This is a genomic window from Kytococcus sp. Marseille-QA3725 (assembly GCF_054950055.1).
Genome location: NZ_JBUCLA010000001.1, coordinates 1,597,349 through 1,621,872 on the forward strand (window position 1 = coordinate 1,597,349; position 24,524 = coordinate 1,621,872).

General features: G+C 71.9%; 17 protein-coding genes and 1 pseudogene. 10 read left to right on the top strand and 8 right to left on the bottom strand.

What is annotated here, in order from left to right; all coding sequences use genetic code 11:
• Positions 1-83: 83 nt before the first annotated feature.
• The 4 genes from ACY8FT_RS07345 to ACY8FT_RS07360 all read right to left on the bottom strand — a co-directional run bounded on the left by ACY8FT_RS07345 (position 84) and on the right by ACY8FT_RS07360 (position 4,119).
• Positions 84-773 (bottom strand): TrmH family RNA methyltransferase, encoded by a 690-nt coding sequence (locus ACY8FT_RS07345; protein ID WP_462418237.1) that lies wholly within the window; start codon positions 771-773, stop codon positions 84-86.
• Positions 774-777: 4 nt separating this feature from the next.
• Positions 778-2,139, bottom strand: a complete 1,362-nt coding sequence (locus tag ACY8FT_RS07350; RefSeq protein WP_462418238.1) for an MFS transporter — start codon at positions 2,137-2,139, stop codon at positions 778-780.
• Positions 2,140-2,260: 121 nt separating this feature from the next.
• Complete coding sequence (gene pyrE, locus ACY8FT_RS07355; protein ID WP_462418239.1) at positions 2,261-2,815, bottom strand: orotate phosphoribosyltransferase; 555 nt, start codon at positions 2,813-2,815, stop codon at positions 2,261-2,263.
• Positions 2,812-4,119: an SDR family NAD(P)-dependent oxidoreductase gene (locus ACY8FT_RS07360; protein ID WP_462418240.1), complete on the bottom strand. Its 1,308-nt coding sequence runs from the start codon at positions 4,117-4,119 to the stop codon at positions 2,812-2,814. Before ACY8FT_RS07360 ends, pyrE begins: the two co-directional genes overlap by 4 nt.
• A 22-nt stretch (positions 4,120-4,141) precedes the next feature.
• Between ACY8FT_RS07360 and ACY8FT_RS07365 the strand changes: the two genes are divergently transcribed.
• From ACY8FT_RS07365 to ACY8FT_RS07385, 5 genes and pseudogenes are all read left to right on the top strand, one after another.
• On the top strand, positions 4,142-4,984 hold the full coding sequence (locus tag ACY8FT_RS07365) for an exodeoxyribonuclease III (RefSeq protein ID WP_462418241.1): 843 nt from the start codon (positions 4,142-4,144) through the stop codon (positions 4,982-4,984).
• Positions 4,981-6,423, top strand: coding sequence for a flavin-containing monooxygenase (locus ACY8FT_RS07370; protein WP_462418242.1), 1,443 nt, complete (start codon positions 4,981-4,983; stop codon positions 6,421-6,423). The genes ACY8FT_RS07365 and ACY8FT_RS07370 overlap by 4 nt, the downstream gene beginning before the upstream one ends.
• A 60-nt stretch (positions 6,424-6,483) precedes the next feature.
• A complete protein-coding gene (locus ACY8FT_RS07375; RefSeq protein WP_462418243.1) occupies positions 6,484-8,361 on the top strand; it encodes an ABC transporter ATP-binding protein in 1,878 nt (625 codons plus the stop codon).
• Positions 8,362-8,419: 58 nt separating this feature from the next.
• Positions 8,420-9,328: pseudogene (locus tag ACY8FT_RS07380) on the top strand (SDR family oxidoreductase).
• Between the two features lie 403 nt (positions 9,329-9,731).
• Positions 9,732-10,508 carry a hypothetical protein gene (locus ACY8FT_RS07385; protein WP_462418244.1) on the top strand — a complete coding sequence of 259 codons (777 nt, stop codon included), beginning with the start codon at positions 9,732-9,734 and terminating at the stop codon, positions 10,506-10,508.
• A gap of 89 nt (positions 10,509-10,597) precedes the next feature.
• On the opposite strand, the gene ACY8FT_RS07390 is transcribed toward ACY8FT_RS07385, so the two are convergent.
• Positions 10,598-13,195: an ATP-dependent Clp protease ATP-binding subunit gene (locus tag ACY8FT_RS07390; RefSeq protein WP_462418245.1), complete on the bottom strand. Its 2,598-nt coding sequence runs from the start codon at positions 13,193-13,195 to the stop codon at positions 10,598-10,600.
• Between the two features lie 344 nt (positions 13,196-13,539).
• Between ACY8FT_RS07390 and ACY8FT_RS07395 the strand changes: the two genes are divergently transcribed.
• The 5 genes from ACY8FT_RS07395 to ACY8FT_RS07415 all read left to right on the top strand — a co-directional run bounded on the left by ACY8FT_RS07395 (position 13,540) and on the right by ACY8FT_RS07415 (position 22,289).
• Positions 13,540-15,750: a cell wall-binding repeat-containing protein gene (locus tag ACY8FT_RS07395; RefSeq protein WP_462418246.1), complete on the top strand. Its 2,211-nt coding sequence runs from the start codon at positions 13,540-13,542 to the stop codon at positions 15,748-15,750.
• A 163-nt stretch (positions 15,751-15,913) separates the two neighbouring features.
• Positions 15,914-16,312, top strand: coding sequence for a protease inhibitor I9 family protein (locus ACY8FT_RS07400; RefSeq protein WP_462418247.1), 399 nt, complete (start codon positions 15,914-15,916; stop codon positions 16,310-16,312).
• Positions 16,313-16,469: 157 nt separating this feature from the next.
• The gene (locus ACY8FT_RS07405) at positions 16,470-18,674 is read left to right on the top strand and encodes a cell wall-binding repeat-containing protein (protein ID WP_462418248.1); all 2,205 of its coding nucleotides are present in this window, start codon (positions 16,470-16,472) and stop codon (positions 18,672-18,674) included.
• Positions 18,675-18,951: 277 nt separating this feature from the next.
• The gene (locus ACY8FT_RS07410) at positions 18,952-21,837 is read left to right on the top strand and encodes a cell wall-binding repeat-containing protein (protein WP_462418249.1); all 2,886 of its coding nucleotides are present in this window, start codon (positions 18,952-18,954) and stop codon (positions 21,835-21,837) included.
• A 155-nt stretch (positions 21,838-21,992) separates the two neighbouring features.
• Complete coding sequence (locus ACY8FT_RS07415) at positions 21,993-22,289, top strand: protease inhibitor I9 family protein (RefSeq protein ID WP_462418250.1); 297 nt, start codon at positions 21,993-21,995, stop codon at positions 22,287-22,289.
• Between the two features lie 6 nt (positions 22,290-22,295).
• On the opposite strand, the gene ACY8FT_RS07420 is transcribed toward ACY8FT_RS07415, so the two are convergent.
• From ACY8FT_RS07420 to ACY8FT_RS07430, 3 genes are read right to left on the bottom strand one after another with little or no spacing between them, the layout of a single operon-like run.
• Entirely contained in the window at positions 22,296-22,772 is a 477-nt protein-coding gene (locus ACY8FT_RS07420; protein WP_462418251.1) for a heat shock protein transcriptional repressor HspR, read from the bottom strand.
• Positions 22,769-23,836 (bottom strand): DnaJ C-terminal domain-containing protein, encoded by a 1,068-nt coding sequence (locus tag ACY8FT_RS07425; RefSeq protein ID WP_462418252.1) that lies wholly within the window; start codon positions 23,834-23,836, stop codon positions 22,769-22,771. Before ACY8FT_RS07425 ends, ACY8FT_RS07420 begins: the two co-directional genes overlap by 4 nt.
• A gap of 46 nt (positions 23,837-23,882) precedes the next feature.
• Complete coding sequence (locus ACY8FT_RS07430; RefSeq protein ID WP_462418253.1) at positions 23,883-24,524, bottom strand: nucleotide exchange factor GrpE; 642 nt, start codon at positions 24,522-24,524, stop codon at positions 23,883-23,885.

Below are 24,524 nucleotides of genomic sequence, written 5' to 3' on the forward strand. Positions count from 1 at the left end.
GTCGGCGCCTTGCGGACGACCCCACGCAACCGGTTGCCCACCCAGCCGTGGGGCACCTCGGACAAGGCCGGGCCGCGGGGCACTCAGGCCGGCAGGCCGTGCACGTGCTGCCGCACCCACGCGTGCATCGCGACGGCCGCCGCCGCCCCGGCGTTGATGGACCGCGTGGAACCGAACTGCTCGATGTGGAGCACCACCTCGCAGTGCTCCTGCACCTCCGGCGTCAGCCCGGGGCCCTCCTGTCCGAGGACCATGACGCACTCGCCCGGCAGCCCGTACCCCTCCAGCGGCACCGACCCGGGCACGTTGTCGATGCCCACCAGCGGCAGCCCCGTGCCCCCGTCACGTCGTGGTGCTGCCGCCGCCCAGGCCGCCAGCGCCGCGGCATCGGCGTGGTGGTGCTCGTGCTGGTAGCGGTCGGTCACCATGGCGCCTCGCCGGTTCCACCGCCTCCGCCCCACGATGTGGAAGGCGGCCACGTTGAACGCGTTGGCGGTGCGAATAACCGAGCCGATGTTGAAGTCGTGCCCCCAGTTCTCCACCGCCACGTGCAGTCCCGTGCGGCGCGTGTCCAGGTCCGCCACGATCGCCTCGTGCCGCCAGTAGCGGTAGGCGTCCACCACGTTGCGGCGGTCGCCCTCGCGCAGCAGCTCGGGGTCCAGGTGGGCCGGCAGCGCACCGGTGCGGTCGACCGGCCACTCCCCCTCCCAGGGGCCCACGCCGACCTCGCGGGTGGGCTCGGCAGCGGAGGGACGGGCAGGGAGGTCTGGCACCCCCTCAGCCTGCCACCGCCGCGCGCGCGGGTGCGGGAGCGGCCTCCTCCTGGGCCATCCGCCGGGCGATGCCGGGCAGGCGCCAGCCCGTCAGCACGATGGCCAGCAGGGAGGCCGCGCCGAGCAGCAGGAACGCGAGACGCGGGTCGACCACACCACCGATCACCGCGCCCAGCGAGAGCGCGCACACCGTGCCGAGCTTGAGCAGGCCGCTGAAGGCCGCCATCACGGCACCGCGGCGCTTGTCGGGGGTGCTGGTGACCACGACGGTGATCGCGCTGGCCACGACGAGTGCCTGCATGACCCCCAGGGCCACCTGGCCGGCGACGTAGAACCAGAAGTGCGGGGCGACGGCGATGCCCAGCAGCGCCAGCCCACCGATCACGAGCCCGGCCACCAGCGACCACACCCGCTGCGACGGCGCGACGATGCGGGCGGTGACCCACGCCCCGAACACGCCACCCACCGCGGCGAACGCCTCGCTCATGCCGTACTGGGCCTCGGTGGCCTCGAGCGGGCCGCGCACGAGGAAGACCTCGATGACGTTGGACGCGCCCTGGAAGATCATGAAGCAGAACATCACCAGCACGACGGCCGCGGCGGCCGGCACGCTGCGCACCGCAGCCACGCTCCGCGAGACCTGGCCGAACGGCGTGCGGCGCCAGAAGCGCGACCACGCGGAGCTCTCGGCCGCCTGCCGGCGCGCCTCCTCGCGCGCGCCCCGCAGCAGCTCGTCCCCCGGCCCACCGCGTCGGGTGGCCACCAACAGGGAGGGCACCATCACCAGGGCGGCCAGGGCAGCGGTCAGCAGGAGTGCCGCGGTGCTCGAGATCCACCCGACGATCACCCCGCCGACGGCTGCTCCGAGCGGCCCCGCGATGCTCGTGACGCCCTGCTGCCAGGAGGCGACGGCACCGACCCGCCCGTCCCCCACGATGCGGGGGACGAGGGCCTCCCAGACCGGTGCGTTGAAAGTGACCCCGGTCTGGAAGACGAACGCGAGCACCACCACCAGCGGCACCACCAGCGCCCGGGGCGACCAGGCCACGGCCGCAGCCACCCCCAGCGCCCCGAGGGTCTGCACGAGCACCCCGACGGTCAGGGTGCGGCGGGAGTCGTACTGGTCGGCCACCTCACCGGCGGTCCCCATGAAGAACAGGGCCGGCAGGGCGACGGCCAGCATCACGGCGGCCATGGCGTAGGAGCCGAGCCCTGCGGACTGCACCCACAGCATCAGCACGACCATGAGCATGCGGGAGGAGGCGGTCACGAGCCCACGACCACCGATCACCCACGGGACGTCCGGTACCCGCCAGACGGGGTCCGGCTCCGTCGGCGGCTCGGCGAAGTGGGCTGTGGCTGGCACGTGCCGACCATATGTCGCCTCACGTGCCGAATTAGCGGTTCTGCATAACGATTCGGTTCGGATGCACCGATCCGGTGCCCCTGGCGGCCTGGTTCACCCTTGGCGAAGGGGCGCGGACCGGTCAGGCCAGGCCGATCTGCCCGAGCCCCAGGGCCGCCCGGTACTCCACCCCGGCTCCCTCGATGACCTCGCGGGCACCGCTGGACCGGTCGACGATGACGGCCACGGCGACCACCTCGGCCCCGGCCTCGCGGACCGCCTCCACGGCGGTGAGCGGGGAGTTGCCGGTCGTGGAGGTGTCCTCGACGACAAGCACCCGCCGCCCTTCGATGGAGGGACCCTCGATGCGCTGCTGCAGGCCGTGGGCCTTGCCCGCCTTGCGCACCACGAACGCGTCCAGGTCGCGACCGGCACGTGCCGCGGCGTGCAGCATGGCCGTCGCCACGGGGTCGGCGCCCATGGTCAACCCACCCACGGCGTCGAACTCCAGGTCGGCGGTGAGGTCGAGCATCACCTGGCCCACCACCGGGGCGGCGGTGCCGCTGAGGGTCACCCGGCGCAGGTCGACGTAGTAGTCGGCCTCCTTGCCGGAGGAGAGGGTCACCCGACCGTGCACGACCGCCTCGGAGGCGATGGTGTCGGCGAGCTGCTGCTGGAGGGACTGGGCGCTGGTCATGCGTCGGAGGGTACCGAGTTCGCGGGCCCCGACCCGGGTGCGGCAGGGCGCCCGACGGCGACGGCCTCCCCGGTGGAGGAGACGACACGGCGGGAGGAGCGCTGGTCGCGCTCGTGCTCGTCGAACCGGGCGGAGAGGGCGGCCACCAGCCGGTGCGGCAGCCGCGGCAGCACCAGCGCGGCGGCCTTGTAGGCGAGCCCCGGCACGCAGTGGACCTCGCCCGAGCCGATGGCGGCGAGGGACTCCCGCACCACCTGCTCCGGGCGGAGCCAGAGCCGGTCCGGGAACGCCGCGAAGTGCTCCCCCATGCGGTCGTGGAACTCGGTGTGCGTCAGCCCCGGCAGGAGCGCCTGCACGTGCACGTCGGTGTCGCGCAGCTCGTGCGCGAGGCCCTCGGTGAAGCTGCGCACCCAGGCCTTGGCCGCGCCGTAGGTGCCGTAGGGCAGCCAGCTGGCGATGGAGGAGACGTTGACGACGGCGCCGTGGCCGCGCTCCCGCATGCTCTGGACGGCGGCCTGGCTGAGCACCATGACCGCACGCACCATCACCGCCAGCGCATCCTCCTCGTCCTCGATCTCGGACTCCAGGAAGGCCGTGCCCAGCCCGTAGCCGGCGTTGTTCACCAGCAGCTCGACGGGGTCCTCCTGCTGCTGCAGGCGACGCACCACGAGCTCCATCTGCTGGCGCTGCGAGAGGTCGGCGACGAGCACCTCGGTCGGCACGCCGAAGTGCGTGCCCAGGTGCACCGCGAGCGCCTCCAGACGTGCCCGGTCGCGCGCCACCAGCACGAGGCCGTGCCCCTTGGCGGCCAGCTGGTGGGCGAACTCCTTGCCGATCCCCGACGAGGCGCCGGTGACCAGCGCCATCGGGTGCGACCCGGGGGCGGGTGTGGTCTCCATGGAGGACACTCTGTCAGGACCGGGGCGCCGGTCGCCGCCTCGTCCCGCGCCGCGCCACCACGCGCAGGGCACCGCACGCCACGACCAGGCACGCGAGGAGGCCGGCGACCACGAAGGTGCCCCGGGGCCCGAGCGCCGCCCCCGCGACGCCGCCTCGCCCCAGCCGTACTCGGTGGCCGTGGCCCCGAGCTCCTGCCGGGCCAGGAGGACCTCGACCACGGGGAGGACGCCGGAGGAGTCCAGCAGCGCCGAGCCCAGCAGGGCCCCGGACGGTGTGGCCACCACCCGGAGGCCCTGGTGCCACGCCATGGCCTCCCCGATCCGGTCGTCCCCCACCACCTGTGCCAGCAGGGCCGGCCAGGCCGCGGCCACCGCGCCGCGGTGACGTGCGGCACAGACCGGCACCGGGCTCTCCTACAGTGGCCCCGTGCGCATCGCTACCTGGAACGTGAACTCCCTCCGAGCCCGGATAGACCGGGTCGCGGACTTCCTCGAACGTCACGACGTGGACGTCCTGGCCATCCAGGAGACCAAGGTCAAGGACGAGAAGTTCCCCCGCGAGCGCTTCGACGAGATCGGGTACGAGATCGCGTTCCACGGCATCAACCAGTGGAACGGCGTGGCCATCGCCTCCCGCGTGGGGCTGGAGGACGTGACCATCACCTTCCCGGAGCAGCCGACCTGGGGCGACGACGAGCCGGTGGTGGAGGCCCGTGCGCTTGGCGCCACGGTGGGCGGTGGCACCCGCCCCGACGGCACCGAGGTGCCCCGCATCCGGCTCTGGAGCCTCTACGTGCCCAACGGGCGCGAGATCGACCACCCGCACATGGACTACAAGCTGCGCTGGCTGCACACGCTCGCCGGCCACGCCGCGCAATGGGCCGCCGAGGAGACTCCGCTGGTGCTCATGGGCGACTTCAACGTGGCGCCGCTGGACACCGACGTCTGGGACATCGCGGAGTTCGAAGGCCGCACCCACGTGACGGAGCCCGAGCGGGAAGCGTTCGAGGCCGTGCTGGGCGCCGGGCTGGCGGACGTGGTGCGTCCCCACACCGAGACGGACACGTACACCTACTGGGACTACCAGCAGCTGCGCTTCCCCAAGCGCCAGGGCATGCGCATCGACTTCGCCCTCGGGTCGCCGTCCTTCGCCGAGCAGGTGACCGGTGCGTTCGTGGACCGTGAGGAGCGCAAGGGCAAGGGCGCCAGCGACCACGCGCCGGTCGTGGTCGACCTCGCCTCCAAGGAGCACTCGGAGCCCCCCGCATGACCCGACACACGGTGGCCGTGGTGGGGGCCGGTCTCGGCGGGGTGGCCGTGGTGGACGCCCTCGCGCGAGCAGGCGTCGAGGACGTGGTGGTCGTCGACGACCGGGGCGCGGTCGGGGGGCGCTGGCTGGACCGGAAGGACCCGGGCGCCCGCAGCCGCGGGTCGGTCAGCGAGGCCAGCCTGCCGCACCGGCCCCGCACACCCGCGGAGTCCGCCCCCTTCGCCCCCGAGACGCTCGCCTACCTGCAGCGCGTCGGCGCCTGGGCCGGTGTGGGGCGCAACCTCGTGCACGGCCGGGTGACCGCGGCCGCCCAGGACACCGACGGCACGTGGACGCTGGCGCTGGCCGACGGGCAGGAGCTGCAGGCACGGTTCCTCGTGCTGGCCACCGGCCTGGAGGGTGATCCGGCGATCCCCGAGATCCGCGGGCTGGACACCTTCGAGGGGCCGCTCCTCCACACCCACGTCTGGCAGACGGGCCCGGAGCTCGCCGGTCGACGGGTGGCGGTCATCGCCGGCACGGGCACCGGCCACCTGGCCGCCCTCGAGCACGTGCACACGGCCGCGGCCCTGGCCGAGGAGGGGGCGCACGTCACCGTCTTCGCGCAGGAGCAGCCGTGGATCCTGCCCGAGCGCCCGCGGACCGATGCCGCGGACCTGTGGAGGAGCAACCCCCGTGTGGACGCCGCCGGTGAGTGGCTGCACGAGGCCAGTCGCGTGGTCCGCGGAGGCCTGCCCGGCCCCGCCCGCCTGCCCTGGGCCGTCGCCGAGCAGGTGCACGACTCGACCCCGATGCCCTGGCAGCACGCGGCCCACGACTCGGCGGCCCTGACCCAGCAGTGGCTCGGGCCGGAGGCGGCCGAGCACCACCACGCCTCCACCCGCCTGTGCGGCGGCACCGTCCGCTGCGAGGCGTGGTTCCGGGAGGTCACCGCCGGCCGCCTGGAGCTGCTGCGCACCGGCATCCACCGCATCGGCCCTGACGCGGTCGTGGACGTCCAGGGCACCCGGCACCGCACGGACGCGGTCGTGCTGGCCACCGGTGCCGAGCCGACCGTCATCGGCGCCGGCATCGAGGGGCTCGACCCGTGCACCGGCGGGCTGCTCGCGGACTGGTCCCCGCTGGTGGGGACGATCGGCCGCATCGGCAACCTCATGGTCACCGGTGGCCCCCTCTCCGACTTGCCCGTCGGCGGGGACGCCGCGGTCCACGCGGCCCGGGCAGGGCTCATCGCCCGGCTCGTGACGGTGGCCCTCGCGGATGACGGGCGGACCATCCGGGCCACCCCGGAGGCAGTCGGTCGCTGGGAGCGCCACCTCACCCGCCTGCAGCGACGGGCCGGACTGCTCGCCGACCCGCAGGCCGTCATGTGGCCCGGACTGCGCCGGGACCTCGTGCGCCGGCTGCGGGGCGAACCGGGCGACTTCGTGCGCTGCTGAAGGGACCGTGGCCGGAGTCGACGTCCCCCGGCCACGGCGACAGGTGGAACGATCGCCCCCGTGCGTTCCCTCCTCCGCATCCTCACGTCCACCCGCGAGCTCACGCCGTACTACATCGGCATCGTCGTCAGCTCCCTGCTCATCACGCTGATGACGCTGCTGGCCCCCTTCATCATCAAGACCGCGACCGACCGCGTCGTGGCGGTGGTGCAGGCCGGCGGGCACACCTCGGCGGACGTGCGCGCCATCGTGCTGCTGGCCCTCGCCCTGCTGGCCGCGGACCTGGCCAACACGCTCATCTCCAACCTGGGCGGCTACTGGGGCGACATGACGGCGGTGCGGATGCGGCGCATCCTGTCCACCCGCTACTACGAGAAGCTGCTCTCGCTGCCGCAGCGGTACTTCGACCGCGAGCTCACCGGCACGATCATCAACCGGCTCTCGCGCAACATCTCCGAGACCACCCAGTTCCTGAACGGGTTCGCCAACAACTTCCTGCCCATGCTGCTCACGACCGCGGCGGTGCTGGTGGTCTCCGCCTGGTACTCGTGGTGGCTGGCCGTCCTGCTGCTCACCGTGTTCCCGCTGTACGTGTGGCTCACGGCGCTCACGTCCAAGCGCTGGCAGCGGCTGGAGGGAGAGAAGAACGAGCAGTTCGACATCGCCGGTGGTCGCTTCGCCGAGGTCGTCGGGCAGATCCGGGTGGTGAAGTCCTTCGGGCGGGAGCGCAGCGAGCTCACGGACTTCGACGAGCACTACGGCCGCACGGTGACCACCACCCACGCCCAGTCGCGCTACTGGCACGGCATGGACGCCCTGCGCCGCGGTGCGCTGAACGTCATCTTCTTCGGCATCTACACGATCGTCTTCGTGCAGACGGTGCGCGGGCACTTCAGCGTCGGCGAGATGGTGCTGCTCATCCAGCTGGTGAACCTCGCCCGGCAGCCGGTCATGATGATGAGCTATCTCATCGACTCCGCGCAGCGCGCGATCGCCGGCAGCCGGGACTACTGGAAGGTCATGGCCGAGACGCCCGAGGCCGAGGAGCTGCCGCAGCCGGCGGCAGGGGCGGCACCTCGAGGAGACGGCCCGGACCGGACGGCGGGCGCGGCACCCAGCCACGGCGCCACCGACACGGCAGCGGCCGGCAGCACCCGCCCGGACTCCCCCGCGATCGAGTTCGTCGAGGCCCGGTTCGGGTACGAGGACGACCCGGACGTGCTGCACGACATCACGCTCTCCGTCGCCCGCGGCGAGCGCGTCGCGTTCGTCGGGGAGTCCGGCGGCGGCAAGACGACGCTCGTCTCGCTCCTGCTGGGGCTCTACCGCCTGCGTTCCGGGTCACTGCACGTGCTCGGCCAGGACGCCTCGACCCTGCCGATGGAGGAGCTGCGTCGCTCCTTCGGGGTCGTGTTCCAGGACGCCTCGCTGTTCAGCGGCACCATCGCGGAGAACATCGCGTACGGCCGACCCGACGCGACGCGCAAGGAGATCGAGACCGCGGCCCGCCGCGCCAACGCCCACACCTTCGTGGCGCGCTTCGACGACGGGTACGACACGGTCATCGGCGAGCGGGGCATGAAGCTCTCCGGCGGGCAGCGACAGCGCATCGCCATCGCCCGGGCGCTGCTCAAGGACGCACCGGTGCTGGTGCTCGACGAGGCGACCAGCGCGCTGGACACCCGCAGCGAGCGACAGGTGCAGGCCGGCCTCGAGGAGCTGATGGCCGGGCGGACCTCGCTGATCATCGCCCACCGCCTCTCGACGGTGAGCAGCGTGGACCGGATCGTGACCCTGCGCGACGGCCGGATCGACGAGGTCGGCACCCCGGACGAGCTCGCCCGCTCCGGCGGTCTGTACGCCGAGCTGCTGGCGATGCAGCACTCGACCTCCGCGGCCGACCGCCGGCGGCTGCGGCAGTACGACCTCACGGGCTGAGCCCCCCCCCCGCCCAGGCCCGGCTGCGTTGCGCGAGAGGAGACCTCAGACTGGAGACATGACCGAGCAGACGAACACGACCCGCACCACCCGCGTCGACCCCGTCACTCGTTTCCCGCGCATCACCCCCACCCAGCAGGACCAGGACTTCCCCGGCCTCGACGTCCACCTCGACCCGACCCCGGATCTGGGGCAGGACTCCTACCGGGGGTCCGGGCGGCTGGCCGGCATGCGCGCCCTGGTCACCGGTGGCGACTCCGGCATCGGTGCCGCGGTCGCCGTCGCCTACGCCCGGGAGGGCGCGGACGTGGCGATCAACCACCTGCCGTCCGAGCAGGAGGACGCCGACCGCATCATCGAGCTCGTCGAGGCCGAGGGACGCCGGGCCGTCTCCGTGCCGGCCGACCTGACCACGCGCGAGGCCTGCGACGAGGTCGTCGAGCGCACCATGCAGGAGCTCGGCGGGTTGGACGTCTGGTGAGCAACGCCGGCAAGCAGGTGTCGAAGCCGGGCATCGCGGACACCACCGACGAGCAGTTCGACCCCACCATGAAGACGAACGTCTACGCGATGTTCTGGTTGAGCCGGGCCGCGGTGCCGCACATGGAGCCGGGCTCGAGCATCATCATCACCACCTCGGTGCAGGCCTACTCCCCCCAGCGACCACCTGCTCGACTACGCCACCACGAAGGCCGCCGAGAACGGCTTCGGCAAGGCGCTGTCCAAGCAGCTGGCACCGAAGGGGATCCGCGTGAACCTGGTGGCGCCCGGGCCCATCTGGACCGTGCTGCAGGCCGTCGAGGGACAGCCCAAGGAGAAGCTGCCGGAGTTCGGCCACAACCAGCCGCTGGGCCGCGCCGGGATGCCGGCCGAGCTCGCCGGGGCGTACGTCTTCCTGGCCAGCGACGACGCGAGCTACGTGGTCGGCGAGACGCTCAACGTCAACGGCGGTGCCGACAGCCCGTGAGCCGCGCGGCCGAGCTCCGCACCGGTGCTGCATTCGACCTGACACGCCCCGCGAGAACCGCACCGGTGCTGCATTCCGCCTGACACCACCGCCCAACACCGCACCGGTGCTGAACTCGACTGTCGAGTTCAGCACCGGTGCGGTTCTCGCGAGAGGCCCGGGCGACGGGACGCGGGCAGCCGTCGTCCACACCACCGGTGAGACCTGCCCCTCATGCTCCACTCCTCCACAGGCACGACGCGACCTCCGGCACACTGACGCCCACTCGCGAGACGGTGCGGCCATGCAGGAGGGCAGCACCTGGTTCCGAACCACGCGGGGGCGCCGTGTGGAGACGGCTCACGGCAGCACGACGCGGGACGCGCTCCACCTCCGCGGCGCCTGGAGCCCGACCCAAGGGGTCATGGTCACGGCAGACACTCAGGGGGCGGAGGCCACCCGTGCCGTGCTGGCGGTCCTGCCCGGGCATCTCGCGGCGAGCCACATCACGGCGGCACGCTTCCACGGCATCCCGCTGCCGACCGAGTGGACCCGTGACGAGCCGGTCCACGTCTCAACACGGCCACCGCGCCGAGCTCCCCAGCGTCGCGGCGTGCGCGGCCACCAGGACGCCAGGTTGGACGTGGTCGAGGTCGGCGGGGTGCGCTGCGCATCACTCACCTCCACCTGGAGGGGCCTCACGTCGTTGCTCCAGGCCCACGACCTGACGGCCGCGGCCGACTGGCTGATCGGGCGGACGTGTCCCCTGGCCGGCAGACTCACCGCAGCGGACCTGGCCCAGTGCCTCTCTCCCGGGGCCCGCGGCACCTCCCGGGGCCGAGCCTCCCTCGTCGTGGCCGATGGGGCCGCCAGGTCCCCGAAGGAATCGCACCTGCGTCACCTCGTGTTGTCGTGGGGCCTTCCCACACCAGAGGTGAACGCCGACGTGCACGACGAGGAAGGGCAGTGGCTCGGGTGCAGTGACCTGGTGTGGCGCTCCCGCAAGGTGGTGGCGGAGTACGAGGGGGACCATCACCGCACGGACCGGCGGCAGTGGCAGCACGACATCGAACGCATTCGGCTCTACGAGGCAGCCGGGTGGAAGGTGGTCCGCGCCACGAGCCGCGACCTGACCCGGCCGGCCCGCCTCCGCGAGGCCCTGGAGCGGGCACTGGCGGGCCACCCGGCACCCGGTGGCTGATACCGCCAGCCGAGATCCGCACCGGTGCTGAACTCGATTGTCGAGTTCAGCACCGGTGCGGATCTCGGCTGGGCAGCATCACCCAGGGATCACTCCGCCGGAACCACCCGCAGCCCGGTCTCCCGACCGGCCCCGTCGTCCGTGGCCCCGTCGTGGTCCACGTCGATCGTGACCTCCTGCCCGTCACGCACGGTCCCGGCCAGCAGCGACCGCGCCAGCGTGTCCCCCACGGCGGTCTGCACCAGCCGGCGCAGCGGCCGCGCACCGAACGCGGGGTCGTACCCCTGCTCGGCCAGCCACGAGCGCGCGTCGTCGGTGACCTCCAGCGTGATCCGCCGGTCCGCGAGCCGCCGCGCCAGGGCGTCGACCTGCAGGTCCACGATGCGTGCCAGCTCGTCGCGCGACAGCGGCTCGAACACCACCATGTCGTCCAGCCGGTTCAGGAACTCCGGCTTGAAGTGCGCCCGCACCGCGGCCATCACCGACTCCCGCCGGGCCGAACCGTCCAACGTCGGGTCCACCAGGAACTGCGAACCAAGGTTCGAGGTCATGATGAGGATGGTGTTGCGGAAGTCCACCGTCCGCCCCTGACCGTCGGTCAGCCGACCGTCGTCCAGCACCTGCAGCAGGATGTCGAAGGTCTCCGGGTGGGCCTTCTCCACCTCGTCCAGCAGCACCACCGAGTACGGACGCCGCCGCACGGCCTCCGTGAGCTGCCCGCCCTCGTCGTGACCGACGTAGCCGGGAGGTGCCCCAACCAGCCGCGCCACCGCGTGGCGCTCGGAGTACTCCGACATGTCGATGCGGACCATCGCCCGCTCGTCGTCGAACAGGAAGTCGGCCAGCGCCTTCGCCAACTCCGTCTTGCCGACACCCGTCGGGCCCAGGAACAGGAACGAGCCGGTCGGCCGGTCCGGGTCCGCGATGCCGGCGCGCGAACGCCGCACCGCGTCGGACACCGTCCGCACCGCCTCGGTCTGCCCGATCAGCCGCTCCCCGAGGAAGTCCTCCATGCGCAGCAGCTTCTCGGTCTCGCCCTCGAGCAGTCGCCCGGCGGGGATCCCAGTCCAGCTGGCGATCACCTCGGCGATGTCGTCGGCGGTCACCGCGTCGGACACCATCGGCACCTCCTCACCAGGGACCCGGGCGGACTCCGCCTCGCGCCCCTCGGCCTCGGCCAGCTCCTGCTGCAGCGCGGGGACGTCCCCGTAGAGCAGCTTCGAGGCCCCGGCGTAGTCGCCCTCGCGCTGCAGCCGGTCCGCCTGGGTGCGGGCCTCGTCAAGCCGCGCCTTGAGGTCGCCGACGCGGTTCAGCCCCTGCTTCTCGGCCTCCCACCGGGCGGTCAGGCTGGAGAGCTCCTCCCGGTTGGCGGCGAGTTCCTCCCGCAGGGCAGCCAGCCGCTCGGCCGATGCCTCGTCGGTCTCGGCGGCCAGGTGCATCTCCTCCATCGACAGCCGGTCCACGGCGCGACGCAGGGTGTCGATCTCCACCGGGGAGGAGTCGATCTCCATGCGCAGCCGGCTGGCGGCCTCGTCGATGAGGTCGATCGCCTTGTCCGGCAGCTGCCGGTGGGTGATGTAGCGGTCGCTCAGGCTGGCCGCGGAGACCAGGGCCGAGTCCTCGATGGTCACCTTGTGATGCGCCTCGTAGCGCTCCTTCAGACCACGCAGGATGGCGATGGTGTCGACCACCGACGGCTCGCCGACGAACACCTGCTGGAAGCGACGCTCCAGCGCGGCGTCCTTCTCGATGTTCTCCCGGTATTCGTCCAAGGTCGTCGCCCCCACCAGGCGCAGCTCACCACGGGCCAGCATCGGCTTGAGCATGTTGCCGGCGTCCATGGAGCCGTCCCCGGTGCCGCCGGCGCCGACCACGGTGTGCAGCTCGTCGATGAAGGTGACGATCTGCCCGTTGCTGGCCTTGATCTCCTCCAGGACGGCCTTCAGTCGCTCCTCGAACTCGCCGCGGTACTTGGCACCGGCCACCATCGCACCCAGGTCCAGGCTGATGAGCCGCTTGCCGCGCAGGGACTCCGGCACGTCCCCGTCGACCATCCGTTGGGCCAGCCCCTCCACGACGGCGGTCTTGCCTACGCCGGGCTCACCGATGAGCACGGGGTTGTTCTTCGTGCGGCGCGAGAGCACCTGCACCACGCGGCGGATCTCGGAGTCGCGCCCGATTACGGGGTCCAGCCGCCCCTCGCGGGCCACGGCCGTCAGGTCGGTGCCGTACTCCTCCAGCGCCTCGGACCCGCCCTGCGGGTTCTCGCTGGTCACGTTCTGCCCCTCGCGAAGGGTGTCGAGCTCGGTGGCGACGGCCTTCGCGTCGCCGGTGATCGTGCCGGTCTCCACCAGGGCCAGCGTCAGCACGTCGACCGCGAGGTGGGTGTCACCGCGCGCAGTCATGATGGTGCGTGCCTGCTGCAGGGCGCGAAGGGCCTGCTGCCTGAACTGTGGCGTCTGTCCGGTAGCCGTGGGCAGCTTGGCGAGGGCGGAGCGCGCTGCGGCGTCGACGGCCTCGGGGCTGGTGCCGGCGGCCTGGAGCAGCGCGGTCACCGCTGCGTCGCCGACCGCCACCAGCGCGGAGGCAATGTGCTCGGGGGTGATCTCGGCGTGTCCGGCACTCTGGGCGTCGCGCTGGGCGACGGCCAGCACCTCGGACACCAGGTGGGTGGGCTGAAGGTCCATGGAACTCCTCGGATTCGGCGGCGGACCGCGGGTGTGCGCCCCGGAGCATGTCCGGCAGCGCCTGTCATCTGCTGTCGTCAACACTCTCAGAGTTGAGTCCATTCCGCTCAACCCACTGTCGGACCCCTCTGTCGACACCCGATCGTCCGAGCCGACAGGGCAGCGGCACCACAGCAGCGAGAATCGTTCACTCCGCGTTCACCCAGGACTTTGCGGTGAATTTCGCCACCCGCTACGGTGTTCGAACGGGCCGGGGGTAGACCATCCTCCGTCGACCTTCCCCTGCACCGCGGTGCCGGCGGAGAGGTCGCCCGTCACGACACACGAATGGGGAAAACGCTGTGATGAACTCTGCATCTCGTCGCACTCTGGGCGCCTTCGGCGTCCTGGGCCTGTCGCTGGGCATGGTCCCGGCCGCCACCGCCGCCGACATGGTGACCGCCGAGCAGGACACCACCAAGACCGCCAGCCAGGGCGAGACCGGTGAGTACATCGTGCTGCTCGACCAGCCCGCCAAGGTCGCCGCCGCCGGCGGCCTGGACTCCACGGCCGGCAAGAAGGCCGCCCAGGCCCACACCACCAAGGCCGTCCAGGCCTACAAGGCCCAGGGCATCAAGGTCACCTCCACCTACGAGACCCTCGGCGGCTTCACGGCCAAGCTCACCCCCGCCCAGGCCGAGCAGCTCAAGGCCGACCCGACCATCGCCCAGGTCGCCGAGAGCCAGAAGATCAAGCCCGCCGCCACTCAGGCGAACCCGCCCTCGTGGGGGCTGGACCGCATCGACCAGCAGGACCTCCCGCTGGACAAGTCCTACGCCTACCCGACCACCGGCAACGGCGTCACGGCCTACGTCATGGACACCGGCATCCTGCCCACCCACCAGGAGTTCGGTGGTCGGGTCAAGCCCGGCCACGACGTGACGGGTGAGACCGCTGACGGCTTCAAGGACTGCAACGGTCACGGCACCCACGTGGCCGGCACCGTCGCCGGCACCGGCACCGGCGTGGCCAAGGACGTCAGTGTCGTGCCCGTGCGCGTCTTGGACTGCGCGGGCAGCGGCGACTCCGGCATGTTCATGGAGGGCGTGGAGTGGATCACCGCCAACGCCAAGGGCCCCTCCGTCGTGAACATGAGCCTGGGCGGTGTCGAGCCGGGCAGCCAGCCGGCCCTGGACGAGGCTCTGCTCCGCATGGAGGACGCCGGCGTCTCCGCCGTGCTGGCCGCGGGCAACGACAACGACGACGCGTGCAACTGGTGGCCCGGCAACGGCAAGGCCGGCATGAACGTCGCCGCTTCGGACGAGAACGACGCCCTGGTCGACACCCCGGAGTGGGGCACCAACTATGGCTCCTGCATCGACATGACCGCGCCCGGTAACCAGATCTACTCCGCGTTCCCCGAGGCGAACGACACCTACGCCGAGATGGGTGGCACGTCGATGGCTGCCCCGCACGTGACCGGCGCCGCAGCGCTGTACCTCGAGGCCAACCCCGACGCTGCGCCGGCCGAGGTCTACCAGGCCATCCAGGACGCCGCTGCGGTCGACAAGCTGTCGAACACGCAGGGGTCGCCCAACCTGCTCCTGAACGTCGAGAACCTGGTCGGTGACGAGGAGCCGGACCCCGACCGCAGCCTGACCCGTCTCTCGGGCGCTGACCGCTACGCCACCGCGGCCCGCCTCACCGAGGGCGCCCAGATCGACACCGTGTACCTGGCCTCCGGCGAGGACTACCCCGACGCCCTGACCGGCAGCACCGCCGCCGCCTCCGGCGTGAAGTCCGCCTCGGGCAACACCCAGTCCATGCCCGAGGACCTTCCGATCCTGCTGACCCGCCAGGACAGCCTGCCGAAGGTGACCCGCGAGGCCCTGCAGAACACCGGCGCCAAGAAGGTCGTCGTGGTCGGCGGCAAGAACGCCGTCTCCGCCGGCGTCGAGGCCGAGCTCAAGGCCATGGGCATCACCGTCGAGCGCATCGGCGGTGAGGACCGCTACGAGACCAGCGCCAACGTCGCCAAGTCGTTCGGCACCGGCATCGACACCCTCTACGTCGCCTCCGGTGAGGACCGCGCCTACGCCGACGCCCTGGCCGGCTCGGCCCTGGCCGGCTCCCAGGACGTCCCGGTCCTGCTGACCGACCCGAACAACCCCTCGGCCACCACCATCGAGGCCGCCCAGGCCGTCGGCGCCAAGAAGGTCGTCGTCCTCGGCGGCAAGAACGCCGTCTCCGAGGCCGCCGCCCAGAAGCTCGGCGCCACCGAGCGCGTCTCCGGTGCCGACCGCTACGCCACCAGCGTCGCGATCGCCAGCCAGTTCGGCGACCACGAGACCACCTACTTCGCCACCGGCGAGGACTACCCCGACTCCCTGACCGGTGGCGCGGTCGCCGCCGCGTGGGACAGCCCCCTGCTGCTGACCCGCCAGGCCAGCCTCCCGGGCACCGTGGCCGAGTACGTCAAGAACAACCCCACCGACCACAACACCATCTTCGGTGGCACCGCCGCCGTGTCGACCAACGTCGAGAACCAGCTCAAGACCATCCTCGGCATCAACTGACACACCCGGTGCGGGCCCACAGCCCACACCACCCCGAAGGGCCCCGACCACACCCAGTGGCCGGGGCCCTTCCCCTTTCCACCCCCACCGGGCACACTGACCGTGAGGGGGCTCGCCGGGGCACCGGCTCCGGGTCGCTGCACCCCGCAGAACGGAGAGCACCGTGCACGCCATCCTCCGCCAGCTCCTGGCCCTGATCAGTCTTCTCGCCGCCCTCTTCTGGGGAGGCTTCACGTATAACCCCGGACGTCCCGACGACCCCACTGACCCGCCGCCTGCCGAGGAGCAGGAGCGCGACGACTACCTCGTGGTGCTCGAGCAGCCGCAGAGCGTCGAGGAGGCCGGTGGCATGAGCACCGAAGCCGGCAAGAAGGCCGCCCGCGAGCACACCGAGAAGACCGTCGAGCGCTTCCGCGATCAGGGCGTGAAGGTGAAGTCCACCTACTCCACCATCGGGGGCTTCTCGGCCGAGCTCACGCCCGAGCAGGTCCAGCAGCTCAAGGACGACCCGGCGGTGAAGAACGTCAGCAAGGACACCGTGGTCCGCGGCTACGAGAACTGATGTCTCCTCCCCCCGGAGGGGGATTGCAGTGGGTCACATCACATGCCTATCTTGCACTCACCCGGTTGTGGATTCACCCGGGTGAGTGCTCTCGCGCGGCCTTCCGGGACGCCCGGAGCACTCATGGTCATGACACACGAATGGGGAAAACGCTGTGATGAACTCTGCATCTCGTCGCACTCTGGGCGCCTTCGGCGTCCTGGGCCTGTCGCTGGGCATGGTCCCGGCCGCCACCGCCGCCGACATGGTGACCGCCGAGCAGGACACCACCAAGACCGCCAGCCAGGGCGAGACCGGTGAGTACATCGTGCTGCTCGACCAGCCCGCCAAGGTCGCCGCCGCCGGCGGCCTGGACTCCACGGCCGGCAAGAAGGCCGCCCAGGCCCACACCACCAAGGCCGTCCAGGCCTACAAGGCCCAGGGCATCAAGGTCACCTCCACCTACGAGACCCTCGGCGGCTTCACGGCCAAGCTCACCCCCGCCCAGGCCGAGCAGCTCAAGGCCGACCCGACCATCGCTGCCGTCGGCAAGAACGGCCAGAAGAAGCTCCTGGAGCAGCAGGACTCCCCCCAGTCGTGGGGTCTGGACCGCATCGACCAGACCGACCTCCCCCTGGACGACACCTTCACGTACCAGGCCACCGGCGAGGGGACCACCGCCTACGTCATCGACTCCGGCATCAACCGCGAGCACCAGGACTTCACCGGCCGCGTCGGAGAGGGCTTCACCCCCCAGGACGACGGTCAGGGCACCACGGACTGCGGCGGTCACGGCACCCACGTGGCCGGCACCGTCACCGGCACCGAGTCCGGTGTCGCCAAGGGCGCCAAGATCGAGCCCCTGAAGGTGTTCTACTGCGACGGTTCCGGCGGCTGGGACGAGGACATCCTCGGCAGCATGGACTGGGTCCTGCAGAACGCCTCTGGCCCGTCCGTCATCAACATGAGCCTGGGCGGCCCGAGCGTCCCCGAGGTCGACGCGCTGTACGACACGTCGATCGGCCGCCTGAAGGACGCCGGCATCGTGACCGTCGTGGCGGCGGGCAACGACGCCGAGGACGCCTGCAACCACTCCCCGGCCAACTCCCCCGAGGCGATCACCGTCGGTGCCACCAACGAGGACGACTCCTTCGCGGACTACTCGAACTACGGCTCCTGCGTGGACGTGCTGGCCCCCGGCTCGGGCATCGTCTCCGCCGACGCCTTCACCAACGACGGCTTCGTCCCCATGGACGGCACGTCGATGGCTGCCCCGCACGTGGCGGGCGCCGTCTCGCTGTTCCTGGAGAAGAACCCCGACGCCACCGTCGAGGAAGTCACCGAGGCCATCACCTCGACCGCCACCCAGGACAAGATCACCGGCAACCTCAACGGCTCGCCGAACCTGCTGCTCAACACCACCGAGCTCCTCGGCGGCGAGGAGCCGGACCCCGACCGCAGCCTGACCCGTCTCTCGGGCGCTGACCGCTACGCCACCGCGGCCCGCCTCACCGAGGGCGCCCAGATCGACACCGTGTACCTGGCCTCCGGCGAGGACTACCCCGACGCCCTGACCGGCAGCACCGCCGCCGCCTCCGGCGTGAAGTCCGCCTCGGGCAACACCCAGTCCATGCCCGAGGACCTTCCGATCCTGCTGACCCGCCAGGACAGCCTGCCGAAGGTGACCCGCGAGGCCCTGCAGAACACCGGCGCCAAGAAGGTCGTCGTGGTCGGCGGCAAGAACGCCGTCTCCGCCGGCGTCGAGGCCGAGCTCAAGGCCATGGGCATCACCGTCGAGCGCATCGGCGGTGAGGACCGCTACGAGACCAGCGCCAACGTCGCCAAGTCGTTCGGCACCGGCATCGACACCCTCTACGTCGCCTCCGGTGAGGACCGCGCCTACGCCGACGCCCTGGCCGGCTCGGCCCTGGCCGGCTCCCAGGACGTCCCGGTCCTGCTGACCGACCCGAACAACCCCTCGGCCACCACCATCGAGGCCGCCCAGGCCGTCGGCGCCAAGAAGGTCGTCGTCCTCGGCGGCAAGAACGCCGTCTCCGAGGCCGCCGCCCAGAAGCTCGGCGCCACCGAGCGCGTCTCCGGTGCCGACCGCTACGCCACCAGCGTCGCGATCGCCAGCCAGTTCGGCGACCACGAGACCACCTACTTCGCCACCGGCGAGGACTACCCCGACTCCCTGACCGGTGGCGCGGTCGCCGCCGCGTGGGACAGCCCCCTGCTGCTGACCCGCCAGGCCAGCCTCCCGGGCACCGTGGCCGAGTACGTCAAGAACAACCCCACCGACCACAACACCATCTTCGGTGGCACCGCCGCCGTGTCGACCAACGTCGAGAACCAGCTCAAGACCATCCTCGGCATCAACTGACACACCCGGTGCGGGCCCACAGCCCACACCACCCCGAAGGGCCCCGACCACACCCAGTGGCCGGGGCCTTCCCCGTGCCCGGTCACAACGCGAATGTCAGACTGCTGTCGCTGCGGAACCGGCCTCTCCCGGTTCACCCTCTCGTCACCCCAACCTCACGCCCCCCACGTAGCCTGCTCGGACGGGCCGGGGGGGACCGCCCTCTGATGACCGGGCCGGCACACACGTCGCCGGTGGTGAAGGTCGTGCCCGCACGACACACATGGGGAGAAGAACAATGCTGAACACTGCATCCCGCCGCACCCTGAGCGCCCTTGGCGTGATGGGCCTGTCGCTGGGCATGGTCCCGACCGCCACCGGCGCCGACGCACCGGCACCGGCACCGGAGACCACCACCAAGAAGGACGCCGCGCCCACCACCAAGGACGGGGCAGAGCGCTACATCGTCACCATGCAGGCCCCCTCGGTCGTCGAGCAGCAGGGCACGGCGTACGCGGCCGGCTCCTCCGCTGCCAAGACCATGGAGCAGTCGGTGCTAGCCTCGCAGGAGGGGGCCATCGCCGCGGTCGCGGCCGATCCCACATACCAGTACGCGACGGTGCTCAACGGGTTCTCCGCGTCCCTGACCCAGGACCAGGTCGAGACCCTCCGCGCCCGCGGTGACGTCGCCAGCGTGACGCAGGCGGGCGTCCGGGAGCTGGCCGACGCCGCTCCGCAGAACCCGTTCAAGCTCGCCTCGGGCAAGGTCCGTCCTTCGACCCACGAGTCGGTCGACGTCCTCGACATGCGCGGCGAAGGCGGCCTCTGGGAGCAGGTCGGGGGCCCCATGAACGCTGGCAAGGGCGTCGTCGTCGGCGTCATCGACACCGGCATCACCCCCAAGAACGACTCCTTCTCGGGCGAGGGCATGCCCGACGCCCCGTCCGGCTGGCAGGGTTCCTGCGACGAGGGCGCCGACGCCGCTCGGTGGAGTGCGGCAGACTGCTCGAACAAGGTCATCGGTGCCCGGGCCATGAACGCCGGCGTCAAGTCCGAGTTCCCTCTCGCCGAGTACGAGTCCGACAGCCCGTACGACGTCGACGGTCACGGATCCCACACGGGGAGCACGGCGGCCGGCCGCGAGGTCGCTCTCTCCAACGGCCAGGAGGACTTCGCGATCGCCGGTATGGCTCCCGGCGCCCATGTCTCGGCCTACAAGGCGTGCTGGCAGTACACGGGCTCCGACGGTGACACCGTCGGCTGCTTCGAGGAGGACCTGGTGGCCTCGATCGACGCCGCCGTGAAGGACGGCGTCGACGTCATCAACGCCTCTCTCGGGTCCGCCGACGACCCCGCCTACTCCAACACCCCCGGGGACGAGGCCTTCCGCCGTGCCGCCGACGCCGGCGTATTCGTGGCCGCGGCGGCGGGCAACGACGGGCCGGTGGCAGAGGAGCCGTACCCGGTGAGCAACGGCATGCCGTGGGCGGCCACGGTCGGTGCGGCCTCCCACCACGAGGAGGACACGGACGACGGCCCGGTGCCGTCGATCACCGGCTTCTCCCAGCGCGGCCCGGTCAACGTCGCCCCCGAGGAGCAGAACCTGCTCAAGCCCGACATCGGCGCCCCGGGTCTGAACGTGCTCGCGGCCGACGGTGACGACAGCTGGGGCTTCAACTCCGGCACCTCCATGGCCACCCCGCACGTGTCGGGTGTGGCAGCGGCAGTAGTCGGCGCCCGCCCGGACTGGTCGCCGATGGCCGTCCGATCCGCGCTCCAGACGACGACCACCCCCTACGCCGGCGAGGACAGCAACATCCCGTTCAACGGTGGCTCGGGCTTCCTGAACGGCAAGAACGTCCTGAACCCCGGTGTCGTGTTCGACTCCGGTGCAGCGGACTGGGACGCTTTCCTCGCCAACCCGGCCGAGGGCCACCAGATGAACAACGCCGCGGTCGTGATCGGTCAGCTCAAGGCCGACGCCCCTACCGCCGTCACCCGCAAGCTCACCGGCACCGCCGAGGGCGAGGTCACCTGGAAGGCCACCTACGAGGGCCCCGAGACCCTCAAGGTCGACGCCCCCGACGTCACCGTCGCCCAGGGCCAGACCGCCGAGACCGAGATCACCGTGGCCAACACCGGCGCCCCCGAGAACGAGTGGCAGCACGGCTGGATCACCTACTCCGCCGAGGGCCAGGCCGACGTCCGCGTCCCCGTCGTCGCTCGCGGCGCCGTCACCGAGGAGCCGGACCCCGACCGCAGCCTGACCCGTCTCTCGGGCGCTGACCGCTACGCCACCGCGGCCCGCCTCACCGAGGGCGCCCAGACCGACACCGTGTACCTGGCCTCCGGCGAGGACTACCCCGACGCCCTGACCGGCAGCACCGCCGCCGCCTCCGGCGTGAAGTCCGCCTCGGGCAACACCCAGTCCATGCCCGAGGACCTTCCGATCCTGCTGACCCGCCAGGACAGCCTGCCGAAGGTGACCCGCGAGGCCCTGCAGAACACCGGCGCCAAGAAGGTCGTCGTGGTCGGCGGCAAGAACGCCGTCTCCGCCGGCGTCGAGGCCGAGCTCAAGGCCATGGGCATCACCGTCGAGCGCATCGGCGGTGAGGACCGCTACGAGACCAGCGCCAACGTCGCCAAGTCGTTCGGCACCGGCATCGACACCCTCTACGTCGCCTCCGGTGAGGACCGCGCCTACGCCGACGCCCTGGCCGGCTCGGCCCTGGCCGGCTCCCAGGACGTCCCGGTCCTGCTGACCGACCCGAACAACCCCTCGGCCACCACCATCGAGGCCGCCCAGGCCGTCGGCGCCAAGAAGGTCGTCGTCCTCGGCGGCAAGAACGCCGTCTCCGAGGCCGCCGCCCAGAAGCTCGGCGCCACCGAGCGCGTCTCCGGTGCCGACCGCTACGCCACCAGCGTCGCGATCGCCAGCCAGTTCGGCGACCACGAGACCACCTACTTCGCCACCGGCGAGGACTACCCCGACTCCCTGACCGGTGGCGCGGTCGCCGCCGCGTGGGACAGCCCCCTGCTGCTGACCCGCCAGGCCAGCCTCCCGGGCACCGTGGCCGAGTACGTCAAGAACAACCCCACCGACCACAACACCATCTTCGGTGGCACCGCCGCCGTGTCGACCAACGTCGAGAACCAGCTCAAGACCATCCTCGGCATCAACTGACACACCCGGTGCGGGCCCACAGCCCACACCACCCCGAAGGGCCCCGACCACACCCAGTGGCCGGGGCCCTTCCCCGTTGTCGGACCGGACCGGCAGACTGACGCCACGCCGGTGCCCCGAGGCACCTGCGCCACCCCAGCGGACGGAGAACCGGGATGCAGCCCACGCCCCAGCAGGACGAGAACGCCACCTACGTGGTGATGCTCCACCAGTCACCCGAGGTGGAGGAGGCCGGCGGCCTGGGCACCGATGCCGGCAAGGCAGTTACCCGCGCGCACACCGAGCGCACCGTCGAGCGGATGTGTGCCGAGGGGGTGGAGGTCCGGAGCGTCTTCCAGACGATCGGCGGCTTCTCGGCCGACCTCACGCCGGAGCAGGTGGCCCGGCTGGAGGCCGACCCGGAGGTGTCCAGCGTGGGACGGAACCGCGAGGTACGCGCCTTCGGCATCTGAACGGGTTCAGCGGTCGCGCGGCGGGCGCCAGAGCGTGAGCTCGCGACTGGCGACCGGGCGTGTCGGCCTCCGGCCCTGCCGCACGGCCTCCGCACCACCCCGGCGGCCGGCGGCGAAGACCCGCTGCCCCGCCTCGAGCACCGCCCGGGCCTGCTGCAGCTCGGCCTCCATCTCGGCCAGCTGCGCGGCCATCTCCTCGTTCAGGCGGGTGAGCTCCATGATGCGGCGGATGCCCGCCAGCGAGACGCCCTCCTGGCTGGAGAGGCGCTGCACCTCGCGGAGCTGCTCCACGTCGGCCTCGGAGTAGCGCCGACCGCCGCCGGCTGCCCGCGAGGGCGAGACGAGCCCCATCCGGTCGTACTGCCGCAGCGTCTGGGCGTGCATGCCCGTCAGCTCGGCCGCCACGGAGATGACGTAGACCGGGCGCGTGTCGGGGGAACGGTCACGCCCGCCCCCTGCAGCCGCGCCCGGTCGACGGGTCATGACGCCGCGCGGGTCGCGAGGTCGGCCCGCGGGTCGGACTCGTCGGCCGCGCGAAGGGTCTCGACGGCCTCGCGCTGGGCGTCGGTCAGGTCGGTCGGGACCGTGACGTGCACCTCGGCCAGCAGGTCACCGGCACCGTTCTTGGTGGGCGCGCCCCGTCCGCGGAGGCGCAGGCGGCGGCCCGACGGCGTGCCGGGGGCGACCTTCACCTTGACCGCGTCACCGTCCCAGGTGGGCACGCTGACCACGGCGCCCAGGGCCGCCTCGGCGAAGGTGACCGGCAGGTCGAGCACGAGGTCGTCGCCCTCGCGCCGGTACACCTCGTGCGGCCGGACGTGCACGGTGATCATCAGGTCACCGGCCGGTCCGCCGTTGGGGCTGCGGTGGCCCCGGCCCTTGAGGCGGATCCTCTGCCCGTCCTTCACGCCCGCCGGCACCTTGATGGTGGTCGTCTGCCCGTCGGCCTGGCGCACGGTGGCCTTGTCGCCAGTCATCGCCTGGTGGAAGCCGACCGTCACCTGGGCGTCCAGGTTCTCGCCCCGCTGCGGGGGCGCCTGGCGGGGGCCGGGCCCACCCGGACCGAAACCGGGCTGACCACCGAAACCGCCCCCCGCACCACCGAAGCCGCCGCCACCACCGGCGGCGCCGAACATGCGCAGGATGTCCTCGAGGTCCTCGCCGCCCATCTGCTGGCCGCCGGGGCCACCGGTGCTGTAGCGCACCCGCTGCCCGCCGGGGCCGCCACCGCCGAAGGCGGAGAACAGGTCCTCGAACCCACCTGCGCCGCCACCGGGGCCGCCGGCACCCGCAGTGAAGCGGGCACCGCCGGCGGCCATCTGCCGGACGGCGTCGTACTCCTTGCGGCTCTCGGCGTCGGAGAGCACCTGGTAGGCCTCGCCGATGTCCTTGAACCGCTGCTCGGCCGCCTCGTCACCGGGGTGCTGGTCGGGGTGGTTGGCCCGTGCCAGCTTGCGGTAGGCCTTCTTGATCTCGGCGTCGTCGGCATCGGGCGAGACGCCCAGGGTCTTGTAGAAATCCTTCTCGAACCAGTCCTGGCTCGCCATCACGCCTCCTCGCGAGATCGGTTCTGGGGCCTGACCCCGGTGGGGATCAGGCCGGGTCGGCCACGGCGACGCGGGCGGCGCGCACGACGCGCTCGCCGACGGCGAAGCCAGGCTGCATCACCTGCACCACGGTGGTGGCGGTGGCGCCCTCCGGGAGCTCGGCCTCGGTGTGCATGAGGGCCTCATGCACGTTCGGGTCGAACTCCTCACCGGCCTCGCCCAGCTTGCGCACACCGAAACGCTCCAGCGTGGTCTCGAGCTTGGTGGCGATGGCGGCCATCGGGCCGTCCTCGAGCTCCCCGTGCTCACGCGCCATGTGCACGTCGTCGAGCACCGGGATGAGCGCCTCGACGACGCTGCCGATGGTCGCGTCCTTGTCCTTGGCGCGCTCCCGCTCCATGCGGTTGCGGTAGTTCACGTGGTCGGCCTGCGCACGGCGCAGGTCCTCCAGGCGCTGGGCGGCCAGCAGCGTGTCCGGGTGCGGCGCGTCGGCCTCCTCGGCCGGATGGTCGGTGGCGTCCTGCTCACCGGTGGCCGCGCCCTGCGGCTCGGCGGTCGTCTCGGTGACGGCCTGCTCGGCGTCCGCGGTGTCCTGCGGGGTCGGGGCGTCCTTCACCGATCCGGGCTGGGAGACGCCGTCGCGCTCGGGGGCGTCGGGGTTCTGGGGGTTCTTGTCCTGGTCGGCCAT

Bases quoted from the DNA above. Each gene is read 5' to 3' on its own strand.
- pyrE (WP_462418239.1), bottom strand. From the start codon at position 2,815: ATGACCAGCGCCCAGTCCCTCCAGCAGCAGCTCGCCGACACCATCGCC.
- ACY8FT_RS07405 (WP_462418248.1), top strand. From the start codon at position 16,470: ATGAACTCTGCATCTCGTCGCACTCTGGGCGCCTTCGGCGTCCTGGGC.
- ACY8FT_RS07430 (WP_462418253.1), bottom strand. From the start codon at position 24,524: ATGGCCGACCAGGACAAGAACCCCCAGAACCCCGACGCCCCCGAGCGC.
- ACY8FT_RS07425 (WP_462418252.1), bottom strand. From the start codon at position 23,836: ATGGCGAGCCAGGACTGGTTCGAGAAGGATTTCTACAAGACCCTGGGC.
- ACY8FT_RS07395 (WP_462418246.1), top strand. From the start codon at position 13,540: ATGAACTCTGCATCTCGTCGCACTCTGGGCGCCTTCGGCGTCCTGGGC.
- ACY8FT_RS07385 (WP_462418244.1), top strand. From the start codon at position 9,732: ATGGTCACGGCAGACACTCAGGGGGCGGAGGCCACCCGTGCCGTGCTG.
- ACY8FT_RS07415 (WP_462418250.1), top strand. From the start codon at position 21,993: ATGCAGCCCACGCCCCAGCAGGACGAGAACGCCACCTACGTGGTGATG.
- ACY8FT_RS07390 (WP_462418245.1), bottom strand. From the start codon at position 13,195: ATGGACCTTCAGCCCACCCACCTGGTGTCCGAGGTGCTGGCCGTCGCC.
- ACY8FT_RS07420 (WP_462418251.1), bottom strand. From the start codon at position 22,772: ATGACCCGTCGACCGGGCGCGGCTGCAGGGGGCGGGCGTGACCGTTCC.
- ACY8FT_RS07370 (WP_462418242.1), top strand. From the start codon at position 4,981: ATGACCCGACACACGGTGGCCGTGGTGGGGGCCGGTCTCGGCGGGGTG.
- ACY8FT_RS07410 (WP_462418249.1), top strand. From the start codon at position 18,952: ATGCTGAACACTGCATCCCGCCGCACCCTGAGCGCCCTTGGCGTGATG.